This window comes from Nocardia sp. BSTN01, from assembly GCF_015354405.1.
Lineage (GTDB): Bacteria > Actinomycetota > Actinomycetes > Mycobacteriales > Mycobacteriaceae > Nocardia.
Window position 1 is genome coordinate 321,267 of sequence record NZ_JADKYP010000002.1, and the last position, 23,776, is coordinate 345,042.

21 protein-coding genes and 1 pseudogene are annotated in these 23,776 nt (G+C 69.4%); 12 read left to right on the forward strand and 10 right to left on the reverse strand.

Annotation, left to right across the window (positions count from 1 at the left end; all coding sequences use genetic code 11):
• Positions 1–11: 11 nt before the first annotated feature.
• Genes IRT45_RS03135 through IRT45_RS03145 form a run of 3 tightly spaced genes read right to left on the reverse strand, consistent with a single transcriptional unit; the run spans position 12 to position 5,038 of the window.
• Positions 12–965, reverse strand: a complete 954-nt coding sequence (locus tag IRT45_RS03135; protein ID WP_194804336.1) for a TIGR03557 family F420-dependent LLM class oxidoreductase — start codon at positions 963–965, stop codon at positions 12–14.
• A gap of 54 nt (positions 966–1,019) precedes the next feature.
• On the reverse strand, positions 1,020–2,123 hold the full coding sequence (locus IRT45_RS03140; protein WP_194804337.1) for an enolase C-terminal domain-like protein: 1,104 nt from the start codon (positions 2,121–2,123) through the stop codon (positions 1,020–1,022).
• Positions 2,120–5,038: an FAD-binding and (Fe-S)-binding domain-containing protein gene (locus tag IRT45_RS03145; RefSeq protein ID WP_194804338.1), complete on the reverse strand. Its 2,919-nt coding sequence runs from the start codon at positions 5,036–5,038 to the stop codon at positions 2,120–2,122. Before IRT45_RS03145 ends, IRT45_RS03140 begins: the two co-directional genes overlap by 4 nt.
• 230 nt (positions 5,039–5,268) lie before the next feature.
• On the opposite strand from IRT45_RS03145, the gene IRT45_RS03150 reads away from it, so the two are divergent.
• The gene (locus IRT45_RS03150; protein ID WP_309240774.1) at positions 5,269–6,249 is read left to right on the forward strand and encodes an SDR family oxidoreductase; all 981 of its coding nucleotides are present in this window, start codon (positions 5,269–5,271) and stop codon (positions 6,247–6,249) included.
• 114 nt (positions 6,250–6,363) lie between these two features.
• A complete protein-coding gene (locus IRT45_RS03155; protein ID WP_194804339.1) occupies positions 6,364–8,169 on the forward strand; it encodes a thiamine pyrophosphate-requiring protein in 1,806 nt (601 codons plus the stop codon).
• A 1-nt stretch (position 8,170) separates the two neighbouring features.
• On the opposite strand, the gene IRT45_RS03160 is transcribed toward IRT45_RS03155, so the two are convergent.
• Positions 8,171–8,320 (reverse strand): hypothetical protein, encoded by a 150-nt coding sequence (locus tag IRT45_RS03160; protein WP_157121512.1) that lies wholly within the window; start codon positions 8,318–8,320, stop codon positions 8,171–8,173.
• A gap of 281 nt (positions 8,321–8,601) precedes the next feature.
• Between IRT45_RS03160 and IRT45_RS03165 the strand changes: the two genes are divergently transcribed.
• The 7 genes from IRT45_RS03165 (at position 8,602) to IRT45_RS03195 (ending at position 15,328) form a co-directional block, all read left to right on the forward strand.
• Complete coding sequence (locus IRT45_RS03165; RefSeq protein ID WP_309240775.1) at positions 8,602–9,825, forward strand: cytochrome P450; 1,224 nt, start codon at positions 8,602–8,604, stop codon at positions 9,823–9,825.
• A gap of 69 nt (positions 9,826–9,894) precedes the next feature.
• A complete protein-coding gene (locus IRT45_RS03170) occupies positions 9,895–10,815 on the forward strand; it encodes an SDR family NAD(P)-dependent oxidoreductase (protein WP_194804340.1) in 921 nt (306 codons plus the stop codon).
• A 49-nt stretch (positions 10,816–10,864) separates the two neighbouring features.
• On the forward strand, positions 10,865–11,878 hold the full coding sequence (locus tag IRT45_RS03175; protein WP_194804341.1) for a TIGR03617 family F420-dependent LLM class oxidoreductase: 1,014 nt from the start codon (positions 10,865–10,867) through the stop codon (positions 11,876–11,878).
• Positions 11,879–11,999: 121 nt separating this feature from the next.
• Complete coding sequence (locus IRT45_RS03180) at positions 12,000–13,652, forward strand: MFS transporter (RefSeq protein ID WP_194804342.1); 1,653 nt, start codon at positions 12,000–12,002, stop codon at positions 13,650–13,652.
• Between the two features lie 52 nt (positions 13,653–13,704).
• Entirely contained in the window at positions 13,705–14,526 is an 822-nt protein-coding gene (locus tag IRT45_RS03185) for a mycofactocin-coupled SDR family oxidoreductase (RefSeq protein WP_194804343.1), read from the forward strand.
• A gap of 19 nt (positions 14,527–14,545) precedes the next feature.
• Positions 14,546–14,986, forward strand: coding sequence for a hypothetical protein (locus IRT45_RS03190; protein WP_194804344.1), 441 nt, complete (start codon positions 14,546–14,548; stop codon positions 14,984–14,986).
• Positions 14,987–15,001: 15 nt separating this feature from the next.
• Positions 15,002–15,328 carry a hypothetical protein gene (locus IRT45_RS03195; protein ID WP_194804345.1) on the forward strand — a complete coding sequence of 109 codons (327 nt, stop codon included), beginning with the start codon at positions 15,002–15,004 and terminating at the stop codon, positions 15,326–15,328.
• 13 nt (positions 15,329–15,341) lie between these two features.
• On the opposite strand, the gene IRT45_RS03200 is transcribed toward IRT45_RS03195, so the two are convergent.
• Positions 15,342–15,911, reverse strand: coding sequence for a TetR/AcrR family transcriptional regulator (locus IRT45_RS03200; RefSeq protein WP_194804346.1), 570 nt, complete (start codon positions 15,909–15,911; stop codon positions 15,342–15,344).
• 289 nt (positions 15,912–16,200) lie between these two features.
• Between IRT45_RS03200 and IRT45_RS03205 the strand changes: the two genes are divergently transcribed.
• Positions 16,201–17,799 (forward strand): GMC oxidoreductase, encoded by a 1,599-nt coding sequence (locus IRT45_RS03205; protein ID WP_194804347.1) that lies wholly within the window; start codon positions 16,201–16,203, stop codon positions 17,797–17,799.
• Here IRT45_RS03205 and IRT45_RS03210 read toward each other — a convergent pair.
• Positions 17,792–18,448 (reverse strand): TetR/AcrR family transcriptional regulator, encoded by a 657-nt coding sequence (locus IRT45_RS03210; protein ID WP_194804348.1) that lies wholly within the window; start codon positions 18,446–18,448, stop codon positions 17,792–17,794. The genes IRT45_RS03205 and IRT45_RS03210 overlap by 8 nt on opposite strands.
• A gap of 200 nt (positions 18,449–18,648) precedes the next feature.
• Here IRT45_RS03210 and IRT45_RS03215 point away from each other — a divergent pair, with 200 nt between their 5' ends.
• Positions 18,649–19,374, forward strand: a complete 726-nt coding sequence (locus tag IRT45_RS03215; protein WP_194804349.1) for a TetR/AcrR family transcriptional regulator C-terminal domain-containing protein — start codon at positions 18,649–18,651, stop codon at positions 19,372–19,374.
• 14 nt (positions 19,375–19,388) lie between these two features.
• Here IRT45_RS03215 and IRT45_RS03220 read toward each other — a convergent pair whose 3' ends face one another.
• The 3 genes and pseudogenes from IRT45_RS03220 to IRT45_RS03230 form a co-directional block, all read right to left on the reverse strand.
• The gene (locus IRT45_RS03220; protein ID WP_194804350.1) at positions 19,389–19,613 is read right to left on the reverse strand and encodes a hypothetical protein; all 225 of its coding nucleotides are present in this window, start codon (positions 19,611–19,613) and stop codon (positions 19,389–19,391) included.
• Between the two features lie 239 nt (positions 19,614–19,852).
• A pseudogene (locus tag IRT45_RS36610) lies at positions 19,853–20,245 on the reverse strand (SDR family NAD(P)-dependent oxidoreductase); the annotation flags it as partial.
• Positions 20,246–20,260: 15 nt separating this feature from the next.
• A complete protein-coding gene (locus tag IRT45_RS03230) occupies positions 20,261–22,186 on the reverse strand; it encodes a BTAD domain-containing putative transcriptional regulator (protein ID WP_194804351.1) in 1,926 nt (641 codons plus the stop codon).
• Between the two features lie 69 nt (positions 22,187–22,255).
• Between IRT45_RS03230 and IRT45_RS03235 the strand changes: the two genes are divergently transcribed.
• Positions 22,256–23,137: an alpha/beta fold hydrolase gene (locus tag IRT45_RS03235; protein ID WP_194804352.1), complete on the forward strand. Its 882-nt coding sequence runs from the start codon at positions 22,256–22,258 to the stop codon at positions 23,135–23,137.
• On the opposite strand, the gene IRT45_RS03240 is transcribed toward IRT45_RS03235, so the two are convergent.
• Positions 23,115–23,708, reverse strand: coding sequence for a TIGR03086 family metal-binding protein (locus tag IRT45_RS03240; protein ID WP_194804353.1), 594 nt, complete (start codon positions 23,706–23,708; stop codon positions 23,115–23,117). The genes IRT45_RS03235 and IRT45_RS03240 overlap by 23 nt on opposite strands.
• Positions 23,709–23,776 lie beyond the last annotated feature (68 nt).

Consider the following 23,776-nt stretch of genomic DNA (forward strand, 5'->3'; position numbering starts at 1 on the left):
TCGCGTACCGCTCAGCGCAGTGCCGGCAGTACTTCCTTCTCGTATGCGGTGAAGAAGCCCTCCAGATCCGGCCCTATCTGGCCGACGTAGACCTCGTCGGCGCCCGCGTCCACACATGTGCGCAGCTGGTCGATGTGGCGCTGCGGGTCCGGCCCGGCGGCGAAGTGCTGCCGCGACGCCTCGCGATCGAGCAACGACATCGCGTCCTCGAAATCGGCGGGGCGCGGCAGGGTCTGGCCCAGCTGGCCCGGCAGCAGTTCGTTGGCCCACAGCCGATGCGCGGCGTCGACACCGGACTCCTCGTCGGCCGCCCAGCTCACCTTGGTGCCCATCTGCACCGGCTTGGTGCCACCTCCGCTGTCGCGGAACAGGCCCACCAACTCGGCATCGGGCATGCTCGTGCAGTAGCCGTCGCCGATGCGCGCCGCCAATTCCGTTGCCTGCGGGCCGAATCCGGACACGTAGATCGGCACCGGCTGTTCGGGCAGGGTGTAGATCCTCGCCTCCTGCACCTCGTAGTGCTCGCCGCGGTAGGTCACCAGGTCGCCGCGATGCAGGCGGCGGATCACGTCCACGGCTTCGGCCAGCATCTGCATCCGTTCCCCCGGCGCGGGCCACGGATCGCCGAAAATGTGTTCGTTGAGCGCCTCGCCGCTGCCGACGCCGAGTACGAAGCGGCCGTCGAGCTGCACGGCCGCGGTGGCGGCGGCCTGGGCGATGATCGCGGGGTGGATGCGCACCGTCGGGCAGGTCACGGCCGTGGTGATCGGTAGCGACGTGGCCTGGGACAACGCGCCGATCGTGCCCCAGACGAACGGACTGTGACCCTGGGCGTCGTTCCAGGGATGAAAGTGATCGGAAATCCACAGCCGCTCGAAACCGGCTTGCTCCGCGCGCTGGGCCTGCTCGACGAGTTCCTTCGGCCCGAATTGTTCGCTGGCGAGAAAATATCCGATGGCTGCCATATCCGGCGGATACCCAGCAACCGCGGCGGTATTCGGCCGCCCGCGCACACCATCTCACCGGTGACCGGCACCCTCGACCGAATATTTTCCGGCCGAGTCGGCGAGCCGCATACCGTGCCCGGCGCCCCGGCCGGTCGCGAGCGCCCCGTCGCGGACGCCGGGCACACCGTCGGCCAGCAGTGGTTCCAGGCGGCTGTGGTCGATGAACCATTCCACGTGGCGCAGATGGGCGAACGAGGACACGATCGGCGCGTGCAGCGCGGGCGCGCAGTGAGCGGAAATGTCGAGCCCGTGCGCCGCGGCGAGCGCGGCGCATTCCAGGAAGCCGCTGTAGCCGCCGCAGCGGGTCACGTCCAGTTGCAGGCAGTCCACCGAGCCGATCAGCGTGGCCGCGTCGTAGTGGCGGTAGACGTATTCGCCGGCGGTCACGTCGCAGCGCAGCGCCGCGCGCAGCAGGGCCAGACCGGGCGGATCGTCGCTGGTGACGGGCTCTTCGAACCAGATCACGCCGTGCCGGTCCAGTTCCGCGCCCACCCGGCGGGCCAGGGCGGTGGAGTAGGCGCCGTTCGCGTCGACCATCAGGCGGGCACGGTCGCCGAGCAGACCGTTCGCGAAGGACACCCGCTCGAGATCGCGATCGGTCCGCTCGCCGCGGTCCTCGCCGATCTTGATCTTGACGCATCGGCATCCCGCCGACAGCCAGCCGTCGATCTGCTCGCCCAGCTCGTCGTCGGTGAGAGTGGTGAAACCCCCCGAACCGTAGACCGGTGTGGCCGGACGCGCGGCACCGAACAGCCGGCTCAGCGGCATGTCGAGCAGGCGGGCCTTCAGATCCCATAGGGCGATATCGACGGCACTGAGCGCATGGGCGACGACCGCGGCCGTGCCCAGATTGCGGCAGGCACGCTGCATCCGGATCCGGCAGTCGCCGATATCGAACGGCGAACGCCCGGCCAGGACCGGCGCGAGCACATCGCGCACGATCGCGGCGGTGGCGCCGCCGCTGTAGGTCCACCCCAGCCCGGTCCGCCCGCCCGCGTCGATTTCGACGGTCACCGCAGTGGTCGCCTCCCACTGCAGGGTGCCGTCGGCTTCCGGCTCCGGCGTCGGGAAGCGATAGACCCCCACCCGAACCGGCTCGTCGATGGTCGCCGTCACTTCCGGTCCTTCGCCGCCAGTGCTTCGGCCAGCAGCTCGACCGCGTGGCGGGGGTCGGCGTCCGGTTGCAGCTGTCTGATCTGGGTGCGGCAGCTGAACCCGTCGGCGAGCACCACGGTCCCCGGATCGCGCTCGCGCACGGCCGGCATCAGCTTGTCCTCCGCGCAGGCCACCGAGACGTCGTAGTGGCCGCGTTCGAAGCCGAAATTGCCTGCCAGACCGCAACATCCGGCATCGAGGACCTCGACGTCGGCGCCGGTCGCCGTCAGCAGTTCCCGATCGGTGTCGTAGTGCATGATCGCGTGGTGGTGGCAGTGCGGCTGCACCATCGCGGCGGTGTCGACGTGTGGCGGCTTCCAGTCCGGCGCCCGCTCGGCCAGCAGTTCGGCCAGGGTGTAGGTCTGTTTCGACAGTCGCTCGGCATCCTGGTCGCCGTAGAGCAGTTCGGGCAGATCGGCCCGGAACACGGCCGCGCAGCTGGGCTCGAGCACGACGATCGGTGTGCTGTCGCGCAATTGGGGCGCCAGCACCCGCAACGTGCGGCGCAGCACCCGTTTGGCGGTGGGCAGCTGCCCGGTCGAAATCCAGGTCAGACCGCAGCAGGCCGTGCGCTCGGGCACGATCACGGAGAAGCCCGCGGCCTCCAGCACCGTCACCGCGGCGTCGGCTATTCCCGGTTCGAAATTGTTGGTGAAGGTGTCGGGCCACAGCAGCACGGTGCCGCGCTCGCCCGTCGTGGAGCTCGTGTGATTGCGGAATGTCCGGGTGAACCGAGTGCGGGCGAAGCGCGGCATCTCGCGTTGCCGCGCGATGCCGCCCGCGGCCGAGACCAGGCGCCGCAGGCCGGGGGCGTGGGTCACCGCGTTGGCGAGCGGGGCCACCGAAGTACCCAGCCGGGCCCACAGCGGAATCCAGCCCATCGAATAGTGGGCCATCGGCCGGACCCGGTGTTCGTAGTGGTGGGACAGGAATTCGGCCTTGTAGGTGGCCATGTCCACGTCGACCGGGCAGTCGCTGCGACATCCCTTGCAGGCCAGGCACAGATCCAGCGCGTCGCGGACCTCTGTCGACCGCCAGCCGTCGGTGATCGCCTCACCCTGCAGCATTTCGAACAACAGCCGGGCCCGGCCACGGGTGGAATGCTCCTCCTCGCGCGTGGCCCGGTAGCTGGGACACATCACCCCGCTGCTCTCGCCGCGGCACTTGCCGACACCCACACAACGTCCGGCCGCCTCGCTGAATCGGTGGTCGTCGTCGGGAAAGGCGAAGTGCGTCACCGGTTCCCACGGTCGGTAGGCGCTGCCCTGGCGCAGATCCGAATCCAGCCGGTGTGGTTCGACGATTTTGCCCGGATTCATCCGATTGCGCGGGTCGAACAGCGCTTTGACCTCGCCGAAAGCGCGAACTACCTTGTCGCCGAACATGATCGGCAACAGTTCCGCGCGCGACTGGCCGTCGCCGTGCTCACCGGACAGCGACCCGCCGTAGCTGCTCACCAGGCGCGCGGCACGTTCGACGAAGCGCCGGTAGTGCGCGATGCCGTCCGCGGTGCGCAGGTCGAACGGGATGCGGGTATGCACGCAGCCGTGACCGAAATGCCCGTAGAGCGAACTGGATTCGTAGCCGAATTCGTCGAGCAGGGCGTCGAAGTCACGCAGGTAGTCGCCGAGCCGCTCGGGCGGGACCGCGGCGTCCTCCCAGCCCTCGTGCGTTTCCGGGCCGTCGGGCGGATAGGCGGTGGCGCCCAATCCGGCCTCGCGGGCGGCCCACACCTCGGCCTCCCGGTCGGGATCGTCGAGGATGGTGGAACTCGCCCCGGTGGCGCGTTCGAGGTCGGCGATCATCTTCTTCGCCCGCGCGTCGGCCTCCTTCTGGTCGTCGCCGTCGAATTGCACCATCAGCCAGGCCTTCCCGTCGGGCAGCTGCGAGATGGCCTTCGCCGCCAGGTGCTGGCTGTGCTCGAGTTGGATCAGACGATGGTCCAGGCCCTCGAGCGCGGCCGGGTCGTGCGGCAGGATCCGGGAGACCGCGTCGGCGGCGTGATAGACGTCGGGGAAGCCGAGGACGACCATCGCCTTCGCGGCGGGCACCCGCACCAGCTCGATCTCCGCCCGCAGGACGGTCACCAGGGTGCTCTCACTGCCGACCAGGAACTTCGCGATATCGAATCCACGCTCCGGCAGCAGCGCATCGAGGTTGTAACCGGAGACGCGGCGGGGAATGTCGGGATAGGCAGCACGGATGTCGTCGGCGTAGCGGTCCCGGATCTCGCGCAGACGGCGGACCAGTTCGTCGGCCTCCGGATTCGCGCCCGGGATCGGATCCTCGGCACCCACCCAGGCGCGCAGCCCGTCGTAGGTGAGGATCTCGAGCCGGCGCACCGAATCGACCATCTTGCCGTAGGCCTGCGCGGTGGCACCGCACGAGTTGTTGCCGATCATCCCGCCGATCGTGCAGCTGACATGGGTCGAGGGCTTGGGCCCGACCATCAGCCCGGACGACTTCAGCTGCTGATTGAGCGGGTCGAGCGCGATGCCGGGTTCGACCACGGCCGTGCGGGTTTCGGCGTCGACGGCGAGCAGCCGGTGGCAGTATTTGGTCCAGTCGAGGACGACCGCGGTATTACAACTCTGCCCGGCGAGGCTGGTGCCGCCACCGCGTGAGAGCAACGGGACGTCGTGGTCGCGGCAGATGCCGACCGCCGTCGCGGCGGCTTCCGGTGTGCGCGGAACGACCACCCCCAGGGGCAGCGCGCGATAGTTCGAGGCGTCGGTGGAATAGGTGGCGCGAGTTCCCGAATCGAAACGGACCTCCCCGTCGACCGCCTCCTTCAGTGCGGTCTCGAGCGCCTGCAGCGGCCATCGGTCTCGATTCGAGCCGCGGTGCGGGCGGGTCGCGCGATCGGAAATCGTCATTCGTGCACCCCTGTCGTGATCGGCCGGATTACCGGGCGGCCGCACCTCGCCAGCGGGCGGCCGGACACCGCGCGAATACCCGGTCACCCGCAGGTCACACCCGCCGAATCGGACACGATGCCGGGCGATCCGCCGCCGCATAACACCGCGCGTCCCGGGTACGCGGCAGATGCGACGCCCGCGCGATATGCCCTCGGGCGCCGGACAACCGCGCGAGGAGAGGAGACCGAGTGAGCGCACAGTCACCGGTAGTGGTGGTCACCGGAGCCAGCGCCGGAATCGGGCGCGCCGCCGCACGGCGCTTCGCCGCCGACGGGGCGCGCGTGGCGCTGCTGGCCCGCGGGCGGGCCGGACTGGACGCCGCGGCGAAGGACGTCGAGCAGGCCGGTGGTGAGGCACTGCCGATTCCGACCGACGTCGCCGACCATGACGCCGTCGAGGCGGCCGCCGACCGCGTCGAGCAACAGTGGGGTCCGATCGACGTCTGGGTGAATTCGGCGTTCACCTCGGTTTTCGCGCCCTTCACCGAGATCGAGCCGGAGGAGTTCCGCCGCGTCACGGAGGTGACCTACCTCGGGTCGGTGCACGGGGTGATGGTGGCGCTGGGCCGGATGCGCCCGCGCAAGCGGGGCACCATCGTGCAGGTCGGATCGGCGCTCGGCGAACGCGCGATCCCGCTGCAATCGGCCTACTGCGGCGCCAAGCACGCGGTCAACGGATTCCTCGAGGCGGTGCGGGTGGAGTTGATGCACGAGCGCAGCGGCGTGCACGTGACGATCGTGCAGGCACCGGCGGTCAACACACCCCAATTCTCGTGGGTACGTTCGCGTTTGCCGAAGAAGCCGCAGCCGGTGCCGCCGATCTACCAGCCCGAGGTGGTGGCCGACACCATCGCCTTCGCCGCCGAGCATCCCGAACGCAAGCAGTACTGGGTCGGCGCGAGCACGGTCGGCACCGTCGTCGCGCAGCGGCTCGCGCCCGCGGTGCTGGATCGCTATCTGGCACGCACCGGCTACGACTCGCAGCAGACCGACGCCGAGGAGACCGGCCGGCCGGACAACCTGTGGCGCCCGCTCGACGACGAACACGGCCACGATTTCGGCGCCCACGGTGACTTCGACGGCCGGGCGCACCGGCACAGTCCGCAGGCGTGGATGTCGCGCTGCGTCGAATCGGTGGCCGGTTCGGTCGCCCGGATGGCCCGGCACTGACCCACCATCGGCCCCGCCGGCCGCGGTTGAGCACCGCGACCGCGGGTACCCGCCCGGCGACCAGGGGCACGCAGCGCATCCCCGCGGGCTCGACACGGAGAGGACAGGACAGATATGGCACAACAGGTTGCTGACTACGTCGTGGCCCGGCTCAACGAGTGGGGCGTGAAACAGGTTTTCGCCTATCCCGGCGACGGAATCAACGGTCTCGTCGCCGCTTTCGGCCGCACCGACGACCGGCCGACATTCGTCCAGGCCCGGCACGAGGAGATGGCGGCGTTCTCGGCCACCGGCTACGCGAAATTCAGCGGGCACGTCGGTGTGTGCATGGCCACCTCCGGTCCCGGGGCGATCCATCTGCTCAACGGCCTCTACGACGCCAAACTCGACCACGTCCCGGTGGTGGCGATCATCGGCCAGACCGCGCGCAGCGCGATGGGCGGCAGCTATCAGCAGGAGGTCGACCTGCAGAGCCTGTACAAGGACGTGGCCTCCGAATATCTCGTCGAGGTCAACGTCGCCGAACAGCTCCCCAACGCCCTCGACCGTGCCTTCCGCACGGCCTGGACCCGGCGCGCACCCACCGCGGTGATCATTCCGGCGGACCTGCAGGAGGAGACCTACGAGCCGCCGCAGCACGAATTCAAACAGGTGCCGTCGAGCCCGCCCGCCGAGATGCATTCGGTGGTCGTTCCGGCGCGCGCGGAGATCGAGCGCGCCGCGGAGGTGATCGGCGCCGGTTCCAAAGTGGCGATCCTGGTCGGCCAGGGCGCCCGCTCGGCCGCGCGCGAGGTGACCGAGCTCGCCGAGATCACCGGCGGCGGCGTCGCCAAGGCGCTGCTCGGCAAGGATGTGCTGCCCGACGATCTGCCGTTCGTGACGGGCCCGATCGGGTTGCTCGGCACCCGCCCGAGCTATGAGCTGATGCGTGATTGCGACACTCTGGTCATCGTCGGCTCGAACTTCCCCTACAGCCAGTTCCTGCCGCCGCTGGATCAGGCCCGCGCCGTGCAGATCGATATCGACGGCACCATGATCGGGATGCGGTATCCGACCGAGGTGAATCTCGTCGGTGACGCGAAAGCCACACTGGCCGAGATCATTCCGCTGTTGAAGCCGGTGAGCGACCGGTCCTGGCGGGAGACGATCGAGTCGAATGTGTCGCGCTGGTGGGAGACCGTCGAACGCCAGTCGACGCTGGACGCGAAACCCGTCAATCCGATGCGGGTGGTCTGGGAACTGTCGCAGCAGATTCCGGACAATGCCATCGTCACCGCCGATTCCGGTTCCTCCACCAACTGGTACGCGCGCTGCTTGAAATTCCACGGCAGCATGCGTGGCTCGCTGTCGGGCACGCTGGCCACCATGGGACCCGGTGTGCCGTACGCGATCGGCGCGAAATTCGCCCACCCGGATCGCCCGGTGATCGCCCTCGTCGGCGACGGCGCGATGCAGATGAACGGTTTGGCCGAACTGATCACCATCGCCCGCTACACCGAGCAGTGGAGCGATAAGCGACTGGTGGTGTGCGTCTTCCACAACAACGACCTCAACCAGGTGACCTGGGAGCTGCGGTCCATGGGCGGTTCGCCCAAATTCGAGGATTCGCAGTCACTTCCGGACATTTCGTACGCGGACGCGGCGCGCTGCTTCGGCCTCGCCGCGATCGAGGTCGACGATCCGGAGCAGTTGGCCGGGGCCTGGGAACGGGCGCTGAGCGCGGATCGCCCGACCCTGCTGGACGTACGCTGCGATCCCGAGGTTCCGCCGATCCCACCGCACGCCACCTGGGATCAGATGAAGGCGACCGCGGAGGCCGTGCTGCGCGGCGACCCGAACGCCTGGCATCTGGTCACTCAGGGCATGAAGACCAAGGCACAGGAGTTCCTGCCCGGGCGCCGTTCGGGCGACGGCGAATAAATCATTCGCGGGCGGCGCCCCAATCGGTCAGCGAATGCCTGGCGTGCCGCAGGGCACACCGGAACTCCGCCCGGTCACCGCGCGGCGCCACGGTGTCGAACAGGGCGGCCGCCACCGCCGCCACGACCGCGATGATCAGCAGAGTTGTCATATCGGTCAGTCTGCGACGACCGGCCACGAAGCAACAGAGCCAATACCACATCAGTGGCCCGGAAGCCGGGCGTCGGACATGCTGCCGATGCCCGGCTTCCGCTGCGCAACCGGCACGCGGGTGGGTATCATCGGCCCTCGGACCTCAGATCATGGTTCGGCCCAACGCTTTTGGCCTCACGACTGGTGACGGCCGCCGCCGTCGTCGTCCACCACGACCGTTTGGAGTTGTCTTCTGTGACCACGCCGCATTCGCTGGAGTCGTCGTCGAACAGGTGCCCCGTGGCACACGATTCACCGATCGCCCCGGACGAACGGCGTGTTCCCCTCTACACCGAGGAATTCGCCGCCGACCCGCGCGGCGGATACGACTGGATGCGCGGCCACCACCGCTCCTTCGCTCCCATCGAACTCGCCCCCGGAGTGCCGGCGACATTGGTGATCGGCTATCAGGCCGCCCTCGGCATTCTCAATGATCCCGAGCATTTCCCGGCCGACCCGCGTACCTGGCAACGCACCGTACCGGCCGACAGCCCGATTCTGCCGATGCTCGAATGGCGCCCGAACGCGTTGCGCAATACGGGTCCCGAGCACGCGCGTTTTCGCGCCGCCAACGTCGCGGCCATCGATCGGGTGGATCTGCACACGGTGCACACCGTCGTCGAGCAGATCGCGATGCCGTTGATCAACTCCTTCAGCGCCGACGGCCATGCCGATCTGCTGACCCAATACATCCATCCGCTGGTGTCGGCCAACCTGAACACGATGCTGGGCATCGAGCCGGATATCGCCGAGCGGGTCGCGGCCGGCATGGCCGCCATTTTCGACGCGACCGGCGACGCGGCCGCGGGCAACCGGATGCTGGCCGCCGCGCTGCAGGAACATACCGATCGCAAGCGCGCCTACCCGGGCGACGACATCACCTCGCGGCTGATCGCGCACGACAGCGGTCTCGACGACGAGGAGGTCATCAACCAGCTGGTCAGCCTGTTCGGTGCCGGGATCGAACCGCAGGTGCATCTGGTCGCCAACGCCCTGCTGCTGATGATGACAGACGAACGGTTCTCCGGAAGCCTGCTCGGTGGCGCGCTGACCACCCGCGACGCGCTGGACTGGGTGTTGTTCAACAATCCTCCGCTGGTGAACTACTGCGCGAGCTATCCGCGACAGCCGATGCTCATCGAGGACGTGTGGCTGCCCGCCCATCAGCCGGTGCTGATCGGCATCGCCGCCTGCAACAACGATCCGCAGGTGCGCGAGGGCGACCGCAACGGCAACCGCTCCCATCTGTCGTGGGGCGCCGGGCCGCACGCGTGCCCGGCCCGGCAGATCGGCTATCTGGTCGCCCAGGATGCCGTCGACCAGCTCCTGGACGCGCTGCCGGATATCGAGCTGGCCGTGCCGGTGAACGAACTCCGCTGGCGCCCAGGCCCTTTCCACCGCGCCCTGACCGCCCTACCGGTCACCTTCCCGCCCTCGCCGCCATTGCGCGGCGCGCTCGGCTAGCGGGCCCACGGCGGCGGAGCGCCGATCCGCTGCCGGACGTGCGGACCGCACGCGGGTTACCGTCGTGACATGCACACCCTCGTGATGACCGGCGCGACACGCGGAATCGGCCGGATCGCCGCCCGGGAAATCTTGCGCATCGCACCGGATACGCGACTCCTGATACTGGCCCGCGGCGAGTCCGGGTCGCAGGTGTGCGCGGAACTGTCCGGCGCGGGCTACGCGGCCTCGCACGTGGAGGCCGATCTCGCCTCGCTGACCGGTATTCGTTCGGCGGCGCGGCGGATCCACGACCTGCTCGATCGCGGTGAGGTGCCGCCGCTGGCCGGATTCGTCGGCAATGCCGGGATGCAGTACACCGAGGCGACCATCGCGACCGAGGACGGGCTCGAGGCCACCTTCGCCGTCAATGTCGTGGCCAACCATCTGCTGCTGCGCCTGCTCGGCGACCGCTTCGTGGTGCCCTCGCGCATCGTGATCACCGTCAGCGACACCCATTTCGGCGACCTGCGGCACAACCTGGGCATGGTGCCCGGCCCGGTGTGGCACTCCCCCGACGTGCTGGCCCACCCCGGCGCGTTCGCCGATCCGTCGAGTACGGCCGCGGGCCGCACCGCCTACTCGACGAGCAAACTGGCCATGATCTACCTGGTGCACGAATACGCCCGCCGGCTTCCGGCCGGAATCGACATCCTCTCCTACAACCCGGGTTTCGTTCCCGGCACCGGATTGACCCGCAACGCCGGGCCGTTGGAGCGCTTCGCCGTCCGCCGGCTCGCACCCGCGCTCACCTGGACGCCGCTGGCGAGCACGCCGAAGACGGCGGGCCGGCGCCTCGCCGAGGTGGTCACCGGATCCGTCCCGGCCGATTCCGGTAGCTACATCGATCGCTACCGGGTCGCCGAATCGTCACCGGAGTCCTACGATCCGGCGCGCGAACGCGACGTGTGGGAGTGCGCCGAACGTCTCACCGCCGCGCATCCGGCCTGAGCCGGCGCACCTTCCGCTAGCGTGATGCCACCGAACGGAAGGATCACCGGTGAAAGTGCATCTGCAGGTGGAGGGTTCGCCGCTGCGCGCCCGGGACAGCGCTCGCGCGATCGCCGCGCTCGGCGCCGACGGCATCTTCTCCTTCGAGGGCCCGCACGACGTGTTCGTGCCGCTGGTTCTCGCCGCGGCGGAAACCGATCTGCACCTGATGACCAATGTCGCCATCGCCGGGCCGCGCAGTCCGCTGCATCTGGCGCACACCGCCTACGATCTGCAGGCGCTCAGCGGCGGACGGTTCCGGCTGGGGCTGGGGTCGCAGATCCGGGTGCACATCGAGAAGCGTTACGGCAGCCGGTGGGAACGTCCGGCCCGGCGCACCGGGGAATCGGTGGCGGCGGTGAAGGCCATCCTCGCCGCCTGGGAAGGCCACGCGCCCTTGGATTTCCGAGGCGAATTCTTCACCCATACGCTGATGCCGCCGACCTTCGATCCGGGCCCGAATCCGTTCGGGCCGCCGCCGGTGCTGATGGGCGCGCTCGGCCCGGTGATGACCCGGACCGCCGCCGAGGTGGCGGACGGACTGCTGGTCATGCCGTTCAACAGCGCCACGCATTTCACCGGGCGCACGGTGCCGGCGCTGCGGCGCGGGCTGGCCGAATCGGGCCGCACACTCGACGAATTCGAGGTGGTCGCCCAGGCCATGGTCGCTCTCGGCCGTACCGCCGGCGAGCTCGCCGCCGCGGTCGACGCGGTCGCGCGGCTCATCGCCTTCTACGCCTCCACCCCGGCCTACCGCCCGGTCCTCGACGCCGAGGGCTGGGGTGAGGTGCAACCCGAACTCAACGCGCTGTCGAAGCGGGGCCGCTACGCCGAGATGCGGGCGCTGATCACCGAGCCGATGGTCCGCACCATCGCCCTGGTCGGCTCGCCTGCCGACTGCGCGGCGCAGGCTCATGCCCGCTTCGGCGACTATGCCCGCGACATCTGCTGTTACTTCCCGGGTTACGACCCCGCCGCCGGTGACGTGGCCGAGTTCGTGGCCCGGTTGCAGTCCTCGGAGTAACGAACAGAAATCTACTTCTCATTCAATGGAAACTGGATTCTCACATGACTACTATGTGATTCACCGCACTCAGGCCGCAGCGAGCCGACGCACGGGTGGCGGTGAAGGAGAAGAACTACCCATGGCAACCGCGACCACCAGCGTCGACAGCCCCGATGACAACGACACCGGACGCCTGGAAAACGCCTCCACGCTCCGTGTCGTTCTCATCATCGTGGCGATCGTCGCGAGCACCGAGATCGTCCCGTTCCATTTCACGTTCATCAGTCTCAGCGCCCGCTTCATCGGCGAATCCTTCCCCGAGCAGAGCGCCGGCCAGCTGACCTGGCTGACCACGCTGTACTCACTGATCGGCGGCGTAGCGGTACCGGTCTTCGGCAAATTGTCCGATCTGGTCGGCAAGAAGAAGATCATCCTGTTCTGCCTGCTGCTGTCGATCCTGGGCTGCCTCATCGACGCGCTGACCTCGAACTGGACGCTGATGCTGCTCGGGCGCGGACTACAGGGGCTGGCCTTCCCCGCGATCTTCGTGTCCTACGGCCTGATCCGCGATCTCGCACCGCGCCGCCATCTGAACATGGCGATCGCACTCGCGGGCGGCGGCACCGGTGTCGGCGCGATCCTGGGTCCGGTGATCGGCGGTGTCCTCACCGACCACTACAGCTGGCGTTCACTGTTCTGGTTCTGCGTGATCTGGACCGTGGTGACGATTCTGCCGCTCGCGCTGTTCGTTCCGGAGACAAAGCTGCGCGCCAAGGTCAAGATCGATCTGCTCGGCGCGGTGCTGCTCGGCGCCGGTATCGCCGGTGTGCTCATCTACCTCAGCAACGGCGCCACCTGGGGCTGGGGTGAACTGTCGGCCCTGGCCTGGCTCATCGGCGGCGTGGTCCTGCTGGTGGCGTTCTACGTGTGGGAGCTGATCACCCCGGAACCGATCATGGATCCGAAGTTGTTGCGGGCCCCGCGCTTCACCGGAATTCTCGCCGCGGCCTTCCTGTCCGTGGGCGTCATGCAGGGCCTGTCCTACGCGATGGGCTATCTCGCGGAGACACCCGGTGGGGCCGAGGGCGAGGCGATCAAGAAGCAGATCGTCGACGGTGCGGCCGCCGAAGCCGCCAAGCAGGCCTCCGAGCAGATGCACATCCAGGTCCCCACATCGGCTGTCACCCAGTACTTCTCGGTGGAGGGCACCCTGCCCGGTTTCGGTCTGACACTGCTGCAGTTCACCGTGCAGGCCATGCTGGGCCTGGCGCTGGTGTACGTGCTCGTCGCCCCGGTGTGCGGCTGGATGTCGACCCGGATCGGGTTGCTCAAGCCCTACCTCGCCTCGACCATCGCGTTCGTGATCGGCTGCCTGCTCTTCGCCCGTTTCCACGACAGCGTGTGGCAGATGGCATTGATCGCCCTGATCATCGGTGTCGGCGCGGGAGCGTATCTGGGCACCCTGCCCAATATGGTGGTGGAGGCGGTGCCGCAGGAACAGCAGGGCATCAGCGCCGGAATGTACGGCGCCTTCAACAGTTTCGGCACCGCGGCCGCCACCGCCGCCGTCGCAGCGGTCATGTCGGCCAATCCGCTGATTCTGCACATCAACGCTCCCGGACACGTCGAGGAACGTAAACTGAACACCGGTCCGTTGGCGCAGCTGCCGGACGGCGCCGCGTATACGAACATCTTCTACGTGTTCGCCGGCGCGTCGGCCGTCGCCTTCGTCCTGGCGCTGCTGTTGCTGCGCTACTACAACCGGCCGAGCACCGGAGGTACCGCCCACTGAGTCGAAACCCGTTCGCGCCATGGGTATTCCGCATCGGGCCACAGGAGGGCACATGACCGGCAGACTCGCCGACCGCGTCGCATTCGTCACCGGGGCCGCCCGCGGGCAGGGCCGCGCACACGCGGTGCGGATGGCGCGCGAGGGCGCCGACATCATCGCGGTCGACATCGCGGGACCGCTACCGCCCTGTGTCCCTTACGATTCCGCGACCGGTGCGGATCTGGCCGAGACGGTCCGCCTCGTGGAGGCGACCGGCCGGCGGATCCGCGCCGCGGCGGTCGACACCCGCGACCTCGACGGCCTGCGCAAGACCGTCGACGAGGGGGTGGGCGAATTCGGGCGCCTCGACGTCGTGGTGGCCAATGCCGGGATCGCGGTCCCGGAGCCGTGGGACGCGATCACCCCGCAGTCCTTCCGCGACGTCATCGACATCAATGTGACCGGCACGTGGAATACCGTCGCCGTCGCGGCGCCGCATCTCGTCGAGGGCGGGCGCGGCGGGTCCATCGTGCTGATCAGCTCGGCGGCGGGGATCAAGATGCAGCCGTTCATGGTGCACTACACCGCCAGCAAGCACGCGGTCGCCGGAATGGCCCGCGCGCTGGCGGCCGAACTCGGCAGGCACGCCATCCGCGTGAACAGCGTGCATCCGGGGCCGGTGAATTCGGCGATGGGAACCGGCGAGATGGTGACCCGGCTGGGCGCCGCCATGGAGACCAATCCGCAACTGGCCCACATGATGACGCCGTTCCTGCCGACATGGGTACTCGAACCGGAGGACATCGCCGACACCGTCTGCTGGCTGGCCTCCGACGAATCGCGGTATCTCACCGCGGCGGCGATCCCGGTGGATCAGGGCAGCACCCAGTACTGAAGTGGTTGGGAGAGAACAGATGAGCGACTTCGACAGCAGCGGACCGACCCCGCGACTCACCGCGGCGCTGTGCCACGCGGCGCAACTGCTCGGCGACGAGGTGCGCGCCGTCCTGCTGCACAGCCCCCGTCCGGTATTCCTGTTCTACCTGGCCCAGACCTTCGACCAGCTCGAGGCCGACCTGTCCTCCGGGCGCCCGCCCGGCCCGGCGACCCCGGCCCAGCAGCTGTGCCTGCATCTGATGCTGGCTCACGCGCAAGCGCGGGTGCCGGCGGAGGACCTGTCCCGGGCACGGCGCCGGCTGCTGCGCCACGACACCGGCGATATCCTGTCCGAGGTGCGCGCGGTCGCCGGAAGGTCCGGTGGCCGTTACGATTTCATCGCACTGGGTGATGTGCTGGCCGCGGGCGGAATGGGCGCCTTCTTCGCACCGTTCGAGCCCTCCGACCTGGCCGCCTGAACCCGGGCGTACGCGATGTCCGCCGACCGGCCGGGCACGTCCCGGCGACGCTTCCACGCACTCGACGTCTCCGATACGGTTTTCTGGCGCAACGACTTCCGGACCCGGGACCGGACGTTCGCGACGTTGCGATCGGAACCCGGGCTGAGCTGGCATCCGCCCGTCGAGTCGATCTTCCCGCACGAGGAGCGCGGCTACTGGGCGGTCACCCGCCACGCCGACATCGCGCACGTCAGCCGCCATCCGGTTCACGGTGCTGCTCGGCTCGGCCGGCAACGACACCACTATGTGCACAGAGATTTCGTGCACGGCATCAAACGCCTGCCGCTCAGGCTGCGTTGACCACCGACGCGGCTCAGCTGCCGGATTCGCGGCTGAGCCCGCGCATCAGCAGACCCCAGGCCCGCCGCGCGGTGGCCTGACGCGCCGGAAGTTCGGTTTTGATGAGCACGGCCGCCAGCATGGCCAGCGCGGTCACGACATCCTCGGCGGTGAGTTCCGGGCGCAGCGAGCCGCGCAGATCGGTATCGGTCAGTTTGGCGCCGATCAGGTCGACGAGCCGGCGCGACACCTCGAACAGCCGCGGATCGTCGAAACCGGTGGGGTCGATGGTGGCGATGAATCCGGCCGAGACCGCGATCTGGTCGACGATGAAATCCAGCAGATCCACCGCCGTGGTCCCCGGCCGATTCGCCACCTGCTCGATCTCGACGATGTTGTCGTCGAACACCGCAAGAATCATCGATTCACGGGTCGGGAAATGCCGGTACAGCACGCCGGGACCCACTCCCGCCGCGCGCGCGATCGAGTTCAGCGGCGCGTCGAAGCCGTTCTCGGCGAACACCTCCCGCGCCGCGCGAACCAACGCCCGTCGGTTCGCCGCAGCGGCCTTCGGCCCTCGATTGGCCCGGGGTGACGCGGTCATCTGATCGACGTTACCGCACGCGTTCGGCGACTCGACACGGCGGACGGATGCCGCCATCCGCGCCCGGTGCCCTTCGGCGCGTGCGGATTTCACGACATCGAACCCCGGCCACCTCGATTGGAACAAGTTGCAGTTGACGAGACGGGTCCGGTCGTACACACTGCCCTAGCAACCGGAGACAGTTGTCCGGTTGGTTTAGGTCACACTCGCCGGGCACGCACCCTGTTTTCGCGTCCGAGGCGAACCGCGCGACCGATGTTACGTACCTGTAGGTCTTGATGGAGAGTGCATGACCCCGATGAAGCGACGCTCCTTTCTGCTCGGCGCCACCGCCGCCGGACTGACTCTGGCCACCGCGGCCACCGCGAGCGCCCAGCCCTGGATGACCACCGGGAGACGGCAGACGTCGGTCCCGCTGACCAGGGAAGATCATCGGGTCGTCATCATCGGCTCCGGATTCGGTGGCGGCGTCAGCGCGCTGCGCCTGGCCGAGGCCGGCGTCGACGTTCTGGTCCTCGAACGCGGTATGCGCTGGCCGACCGGCCCGAATGCCGACACCTTCCCGCATCCGTCCCGCCCCGACCGGCGCATGCTCTGGTACCGGTCCGCTCCCGAGGTGCTGGGCGTGCCGGTGGCGCTCGAGCCGTACACCGGCCTGCTCGAGGCCGTCGTCGGGGAGAATATGACCGCGGTCTGCGCCGCGGGTGTCGGCGGCGGCTCGCTGGTGTACCAGGGCATGACGCTGCAGCCGACCGAGGCGACCTTCTCCGAGGTCTTCCCCGCCGAACTCGACTACGCGCTGATGGCGCGGGAACACTATCCGCGGGTGGCGCGGATGCTGGGCGCCGGCGTCGCGCCCGACGAGCTGATCGACAGCCCCACCTATCTGCCCTCCCGGGCGTTCGCGCGCAACGTCGGCGCGGCCGGCTACGAGCTGTCGAAAATCCCCATGCCGATCGACTGGAGCTTCGCGTTGCGCGAGGTGCGCGGCGAGATGAAGCCCTCCTACATCAACGGCGACTGCGCGCTCGGGGTGAACAACGGCGGCAAACATTCCGTCGATGTCACCTATCTGGCCCGCGCCGAGGCCACCGGCCGCGCCACCGTGCGAACCCAGCACGAGGTCACCGATGTGGCGCGCACGCCCGACGGCCGGTGGCAGATCAGCGTCGATCGGATCGATACCGCCGGACGGGTCGTCGAACAGCTGGTTCTCACCTCGAACGCGCTGATCATGGCCGCGGGCAGTATCAACACCACCAAGCTGCTGCTGCGGGCCGCCGCGAAGGGACAGATCCCGGATCTGCCCGACGGCCTCGGCGGTCAGTGGGGCAACAACGGCGACCGGATCTTCACCTGGACCAGCCCCACCGACGATTTCGGCACCGCCCAGGGCGGGCCGGTGGTCTACGGCAGCAAGGAGTGGGACGACCCGGCCGTCGCCAATACCGTGATCCAGGCGTCGATTCCGCCGGCCGGCGTGGACGCGCATTCGACCATGCTGGTCGGATTCGGAATCACCGACGGCCGTGGACATCTCGCCTACGACGCGGCCACCGACGACGCGAAACTGTACTGGCCCGCCGACGCCGACGCCGCACTGCAGCAGCGCATCGCCGCGCGCGTCCATGCCATCGCGGGACCCGGCAGTACGGTGCTCGACACCAATGCCGCGGCCCCGAGCACCTGGCATCCACTCGGTGGCGCGCCGATGGGCACGGTCTGCGACCTGGAGGGACGAGTCCACGGTACGCGCGGTCTCTACGTTCTCGACGGCGCCCTGATTCCGGGCAGTACGGCGGCCTGCAATCCGTCGATGACCATCGCCGCGGTCGCCGAGCGCGCGCTCGACCGCATCGTCGCCGCCGATATCGGCACCGTCATCTGAGGCTCGGCGCCGGGGCCCCAGCGCCGCCGCGGCGCGCGGCCTCGGCGTCGATCCAGTCGCCGATCATGCGCGCCGTCATGTCGATGGCCTCGCGGCGCTGCTGCTCGTCGAATTCGATGGCCGAGGCCCGCAGCACCGCGGAGAAGCCGGTGTTGATCACCACGAAGGTCATCACGTCGTATTCGTGATCGTTACCGGGGCCGAGCACCTGGATCAGCAGCACCTTGATCAGCAGGCGCAGCCGCGGCTCGAATTCCGGAATGCCGCTGCTGTAGAACTGCACCCCGGCGACCAGCGCGCGGACAAGCAGCGCGTTGGCCACCAGCTCCTCGGCGATCGAGTTCAGCAGGCGCGCGGTCAGCTCGTGCATGGTGGCGTCCGAGCGGTCGAAAATGCTGTCGGTGGCGCGCTTTTCGATGTTCTCGAGCAGGCGTGCGAGCAGCTCCTCGACGATGACGGTGCGATCGGAGAAGTAGCGGTACACGGTGCCGATGCTCATACCGGCCTCGGCGGCGATCCGGTTGGTCGAGGTGTTGGCGATGCCGCGCTCACCGAACAGCCGGGCGGCGGTGTCGAGGATGTGCTCCCGGGTCGCCTTGGCCCGCTCCTGGGTGGGCCGGCGACGCTGCCCGGCGGCTTTCGACGCCATCACATACTCCTGCCTGGTCTTCGGCCGAGGACCGATCGTCGATCCTAGCCCGGCGCACGGCCCCGCCGAGACCGGGAAAGTTCGCACATTATTTTCTCCGGCCGGGAAAAAGCGGCTACGCTCGACATACGGCGCGCTCGCCCAAAGTCGTGCGACGCGTCGTGCCGACCGCCGCCTTCCGAGGAACAGCGAGGCCACCCATGGCAGATTCCGGTGATGCCGTGGTCGCCGCGGGGCGTCGGCGCGGGCGCCCGCCCCGGCTGAACCGCCGCCGCATCCTCGCCGCCGCACGCGATCTGGAGCCGGAGAATCTGACCATGCAGGCGGTGGCCGATGCGCTGGGCGTGCATCGCAAATCGCTGAACTATCACGTCAGCGATCGCCAGGGCCTGCTCGAACTGGTCGCGTTCGACGCGTTCGACACCGGCTTCGGCCGCGTCGATCTGCCCGAACGTGCGGACTGGCGCGAGTTGCTGCGATTGTTCGGCCACGCGGTCGTCGACGCCCTGGTGCAGGTCGGTGCGCTCATCGCCTACGTCCGGTTCGACGGGAAGGCGGGGCTGTCGGCGCTGCTCCTGGTCGAGCGAATCATGGCCACGCTGGTCCGCGCCGGACTGGATCCCGGCGAAGCCGGGCGGACGCTGAAACTCGTTGCGGCGATGGCCTATTCGGCCGCGCGCGAGGCGCTCGACGTCGGCGGCGGGCCGCTCGACCCACAGGCGGCCGCGGTGCGGCGCACGCTGGGCAACGAGTCCGGATTCCCGCTGCTGCGCGCGGTCGCCTCCGCTCGCGAGACCGACGGGCGCGTCGGTGAGCAGTTCGAATTCGCTCTCGCCCTGATCATCGACGGACTGGAACGGCGGCTGGAAATCCGGCACGGCGCGGGCGCACCGGCGGCGCCCGGGAATGGTCCCGGCCGGTCCTGACCGCGCGGGCGCGGTCAGCTGTCCTTGGCGCGGCGGTCCACGGCCTCGGCGAGGTAGTCGCCCAGTTCCTCCCGCAGCACGCGGTCCAGCGACCGGGCCAGGGTGTTGTTCACCGCCGTGACGGCGAGACCGCGCAAATGATTGAGCATCTTGGCGGTTTCGGCGATTTCGTCGTCGGTGTCGGGCAGCCGGCCGGGGCCGTGCGTGTCGACGATATGTTCCTTGGCGGCCGCCATCATGTCGTGGGCGATCTCGTCCAGGCGTGCGCTGACGGCCGCCTGCAGATCGGCCAGCCGGCCCAGGTGGTCGCCCGCAGCCGGCGCTGCAAACGGTGGTTGTAGCGGTCCTGCCGGTCACGGCGCACCTCGAGCGAATGCAGATTCCGTTCCAGCAGCATGCCGATCGCCGCGGCCAGATAATCGATCTGCGCCTCCAGGTACACCAGCGCCGAATTGTGCCCGGGGCCGGAATTGGGTCCGAAGACGACCCTCGCGTCCAGCTGCGGCAGCACCTGCAGGCGACCGCGCTCGTGGGCGTCGAGGGTGATGCGCGCGACATGGTCGGGCGAGAAGCCGGTCCAGCGCATCAGTTCGGTGGCCAGCCGGGCCGATCCGGCGGTGATGCGTCCGTCGCGGGCGACGTTGGTGCGCACGAAGGTCGGGCACAGCACCGTCACGGCCAGGCCGGTGCCGGACAGTTCGGCGGCGAGGGTTTCCGACAGCGACACCACGGCCGCTTTGGAGACGTTGTACGGGGCCATCGCGGGCGCGGCGGCGAATCCGGCCGCCGAGGCCACGTTGATGATGCCGCCGCGTCGGGCGCGGCGCAGGTGCGGCACGAACAGTTCGCACCCGTGCACCACACCCCACAGGCGCCGGATGTTTCGTTACGGTGCCGAACGATCCAGGAGCGCGCCGGCCGGGCCGAGGCTCAGCATGCCGGTGCCCGCCCCCAGCAGTTCGCCGCGCACCGGGGTCAGCGCGCGGTGCACCTGGCGCGCGGTCTCCCGGTCCGCGAATCGGTCGGCGGCGATTCCCAGTAGCGCCCAACGCAATTCGGCCAGGTGGTCCGGCGGCGGGGCCGGCGCCGCACGCAGCAGCTCGTGAGCGCGCCCCGGTTGAAGCAGGGCGGCGACGTAGGGGGTGTTCGGCCCGAAGTCGTCCGCGGCGAATTCGGCCGGGTCGCGGCCGGCCCGCAGCGCGAGGCACAGGCGGGTCAGCGGCGCGAGACCGGCTGCCACACCGGGCATTCCGCAGCCCGGCAGGGTGGCGAGTGCGCGTTCGTAGGCGTCCGCCACCTCCGGCTCCGGCCGGTCGGTGAGGACGGTGCGCAGCGCGCGGTACCAGGTGGTGAACACACCGACCAGGTCTCGCTCGTAGCGCACCGCGAGCCGGTCGGCCGTGGCGGCGTGCTCGTCGGCAGCGGCTACCTCGCCCAGAGCGGCCGCGGCCTGCATCGCGACGAGATGCCCCAGGATCAGGTAGGTCGACAGGTCGGCTCGGCTCGACACGGTGATGAGCTCGCGCGCGAGCCGCGCCCGCATCGGCCATCGGCCCGGGGTGTGGAAGGACTGCAGGAATCGGGCGTCGAGAGCGAGCACGAGCACGGACGGATCACCCAGGTCGCGGGCGATGCCTTCGGCGGCGCGCGCGGCCTCGGCACCGGAAGTGCCACGGCGGCCGCGGGTTTCGATGGCGAACAGCGCGAGCAGCCGGGCGCGCAGCGCGGGCGCGGCCTCGGCGTCCAAGCGCTCGAGGGTGGTGCGGGCGGCCTCGGCCACGCGCGCCGACCGGGCCGGGTCGTCGAGTACCGACCAGACCCCGGGGACCTCCATGCGAGTCAGCGCGGTGGCCGTGAGTTCGGGATCGTCGATCGCGGACAGGTCGTCGATCGCGCCCGCCCTGCGGTCCTGGGCGGTCATGAGACCGGTCGCGTCGGTGAGGGCCAGGCCGCGCAGGAGGTCGGCGGAGGAGGTCAGGCGGCTGCGCGGGCCGGTGGCACCGTAGGCGGCGACGGTCTCACGCCACAATCGATGCTCGCCGAATTCCGGTTCCCCGGTGAGGATTTCGCGTTCGAGGGCGATCAGTTCGGCGCTGGGATCCAGTCCGGCCTCCGCGCCGAGCCGGGTGCGAGCCCGCCGCAGTGCCGCCAGCGCGTCTTCCCGGCGCCCGGCCTGCCACAGCCCGCGCGCCTGCAGCAGCCACGCCCGTTCCCGCGCGGGATGGGCGTGCAGATGCGTTTCGAGTTCGGCGACGGCCTGTTCCGGCCGACCCTGCCGGATCCGCGCCTCCGCGAGCGTTTCCACTGCGGCCGAACGGAGTTCGGCGAGTTTCGCGGCTTCTCCCCTCGCCCACCGGTAGTCGCCGTAGGCGTCTCCGCGCCAGAGCGCGAGAGCCGTCTCGAGCGTCGCTATCCGCGCGGGCCCGGCCTGATTCGCCGCCGCGCGGACCAGATCGTCGAAATACCAGGCGTCCACGTGGTCGCGGGGCAACATCAGCCGGTAGCCGGCGCCCTCGGTGACGATCACGCGGGAAGGGGTGCGCGGTGCGCGGGCGGGTTCCAGGGCACGCCGCAGCGCGGCGACGAAGGTGCGCACGGCGGCTACCGCTCCCGCCGGCGGCTCCTCCCACAGGTCTCCCACCACTGCCGGCACCGGCACCACCCGTCCCGCCGCGGCGATCAGACGGGCCAGCACCTCGGCGTGGCGGGGGCCGTGCAGCGGCAGCGGCGTCCCGTCCGCGGCGACGGCCCGCACCGGGCCCAGGACACCGGCCGAGGGAGCGGCATCGGGGTCGGTGAGCTGCGCACTCATCGGTTGCTCATTCCCGCCGCCGAGTATCGATCGCGCACCGAACCAGCCTAGAGAAGGGATCGTCACCGCATGTCCGCACCCACCGTCCCCGGTTTCGACTACGACCGTGTTCCGGTCGCCGAGCATGTCGCGTTGTCCGTGGCGCACGCCGGCTCCGGAACTCCGATCGTGCTGTTGCACGGCTTCCCGCAGACGCATCTGATGTGGCGTCACGTCGCCCCGGCACTGGCCCGCGAGCACACGGTGCTGTGCCCGGATCTGCGCGGCTACGGCGACAGCGGCAAACCGGTTGCCACCGGCCCGGACACCTACGCCAAACGCACGATGGCCTCGGATGTGATCGCACTGGCCGACCACTTCGGATTCGATCGGTTCGCGCTGGCCGGGCACGACCGCGGCGCCCTGGTCGCGATCCGCGCGGGACTCGACCGGCCCGATCGGATCTCCCATCTCGCGGTGCTGGATGTGCTGCCGACGCCGGACATGTGGGAGGTCCTGCACGGCCACACCGCCGCGGTGGCGTTCCATCTGTATCTGATGGCTCAACCGCCCGGGCTGCCCGAGCGCATGATCCGCGCGAGCGCCGACGACTTCTTCGGCCACTTCCTCGACGCCTGGTGCCTGCACCCCGGGGCGATTCCCGGCGACGTCCGCGCGGAGTACCTGCGGGCGTGCGCCGGCGCGGTCGATTCGATCGTCGCCGACTACCGCGCCTCGGCCACCGTCGATCTCGACCACGATCGGGCCGACCGCGCCGCCGGACGGCGACTCACCATGCCGGTCACCGTGATTCAGCAGGATTGGGGCGCCGCACTCGGATACGACGCGGCCGCGGTCTGGCGCGAGTGGGCGACCGATCTCGACCATCGCACTCTCGCCCTGGGGCATTTCATGGCCGAGGAGGCGCCGGACGCCGTGGTCGACGTGATCACCGATCTGCTGCGACGCTGAGCGACACGTCGGGCACGTCGCGGCCGAGGAAGGCCAGCAGGTGCCGATGCGGCGGCGCCTGCGCGGGGGCCGGGACCGCCGCCGCGAACATCCCGGGCCGGCGGAACATGTCGAAGTCCATCGCCCGCATGGTGGCCAGCAATTCGGCGCTCTGCCGTTCGTCGATGCGATCCGTCAGGCCCGCGACGACGGCGAGATCTATTCCGTGGACGAGGATTTCGGTGCGATGGATCTGTGCGGCCAGGGGCGCGGGTACCGCACCGAATCCCAGCCGCACGGTCGCGGACAAGGCGTCCGGCCGATGCCAGGCCGCGCGATCGAGTTCGGCGGCGGTGGCGAAGGCCCCGTGCGGGTCACCGCCGAGCCACTCGTCGTGATGATCCTGCTCGGCCTCTGTTCCGGCGAGTTCGGCGGCGAAGATCCGCATCCCGCCGACCAGGTGATTCAGTTCGAAGCGCAGATCCCAGCCGGCGCACAGCGACGGCGTCGCGAGCAGATCGGCGCGCAGACCGGCGACGATCCGCGTGGTCGCGTCCAGGGCAGCGTCGATGTGGTCGATGGGAGTGGTCATGGCGACTCCATGCGGATTCGTATGGTGGGAGATCTAACGCAGCTGTCAGCTGCGTTTGAACCGTAGAG

What these genes read in the sequence shown, in the direction of transcription:
- IRT45_RS03135 (WP_194804336.1), bottom strand. Translation starts at nt 965, where the DNA reads ATGGCAGCCATCGGATATTTTCTCGCCAGCGAACAATTCGGGCCGAAG.
- IRT45_RS03145 (WP_194804338.1), bottom strand. Translation starts at nt 5,038, where the DNA reads ATGACGATTTCCGATCGCGCGACCCGCCCGCACCGCGGCTCGAATCGA.
- IRT45_RS03155 (WP_194804339.1), top strand. Translation starts at nt 6,364, where the DNA reads ATGGCACAACAGGTTGCTGACTACGTCGTGGCCCGGCTCAACGAGTGG.
- IRT45_RS03160 (WP_157121512.1), bottom strand. Translation starts at nt 8,320, where the DNA reads ATGACAACTCTGCTGATCATCGCGGTCGTGGCGGCGGTGGCGGCCGCC.
- IRT45_RS03170 (WP_194804340.1), top strand. Translation starts at nt 9,895, where the DNA reads ATGCACACCCTCGTGATGACCGGCGCGACACGCGGAATCGGCCGGATC.
- IRT45_RS03180 (WP_194804342.1), top strand. Translation starts at nt 12,000, where the DNA reads ATGGCAACCGCGACCACCAGCGTCGACAGCCCCGATGACAACGACACC.
- IRT45_RS03185 (WP_194804343.1), top strand. Translation starts at nt 13,705, where the DNA reads ATGACCGGCAGACTCGCCGACCGCGTCGCATTCGTCACCGGGGCCGCC.
- IRT45_RS03190 (WP_194804344.1), top strand. Translation starts at nt 14,546, where the DNA reads ATGAGCGACTTCGACAGCAGCGGACCGACCCCGCGACTCACCGCGGCG.
- IRT45_RS03195 (WP_194804345.1), top strand. Translation starts at nt 15,002, where the DNA reads ATGTCCGCCGACCGGCCGGGCACGTCCCGGCGACGCTTCCACGCACTC.
- IRT45_RS03200 (WP_194804346.1), bottom strand. Translation starts at nt 15,911, where the DNA reads ATGACCGCGTCACCCCGGGCCAATCGAGGGCCGAAGGCCGCTGCGGCG.
- IRT45_RS03205 (WP_194804347.1), top strand. Translation starts at nt 16,201, where the DNA reads ATGACCCCGATGAAGCGACGCTCCTTTCTGCTCGGCGCCACCGCCGCC.
- IRT45_RS03210 (WP_194804348.1), bottom strand. Translation starts at nt 18,448, where the DNA reads ATGGCGTCGAAAGCCGCCGGGCAGCGTCGCCGGCCCACCCAGGAGCGG.
- IRT45_RS03215 (WP_194804349.1), top strand. Translation starts at nt 18,649, where the DNA reads ATGGCAGATTCCGGTGATGCCGTGGTCGCCGCGGGGCGTCGGCGCGGG.
- IRT45_RS03220 (WP_194804350.1), bottom strand. Translation starts at nt 19,613, where the DNA reads ATGATGGCGGCCGCCAAGGAACATATCGTCGACACGCACGGCCCCGGC.
- IRT45_RS03230 (WP_194804351.1), bottom strand. Translation starts at nt 22,186, where the DNA reads ATGAGTGCGCAGCTCACCGACCCCGATGCCGCTCCCTCGGCCGGTGTC.
- IRT45_RS03235 (WP_194804352.1), top strand. Translation starts at nt 22,256, where the DNA reads ATGTCCGCACCCACCGTCCCCGGTTTCGACTACGACCGTGTTCCGGTC.
- IRT45_RS03240 (WP_194804353.1), bottom strand. Translation starts at nt 23,708, where the DNA reads ATGACCACTCCCATCGACCACATCGACGCTGCCCTGGACGCGACCACG.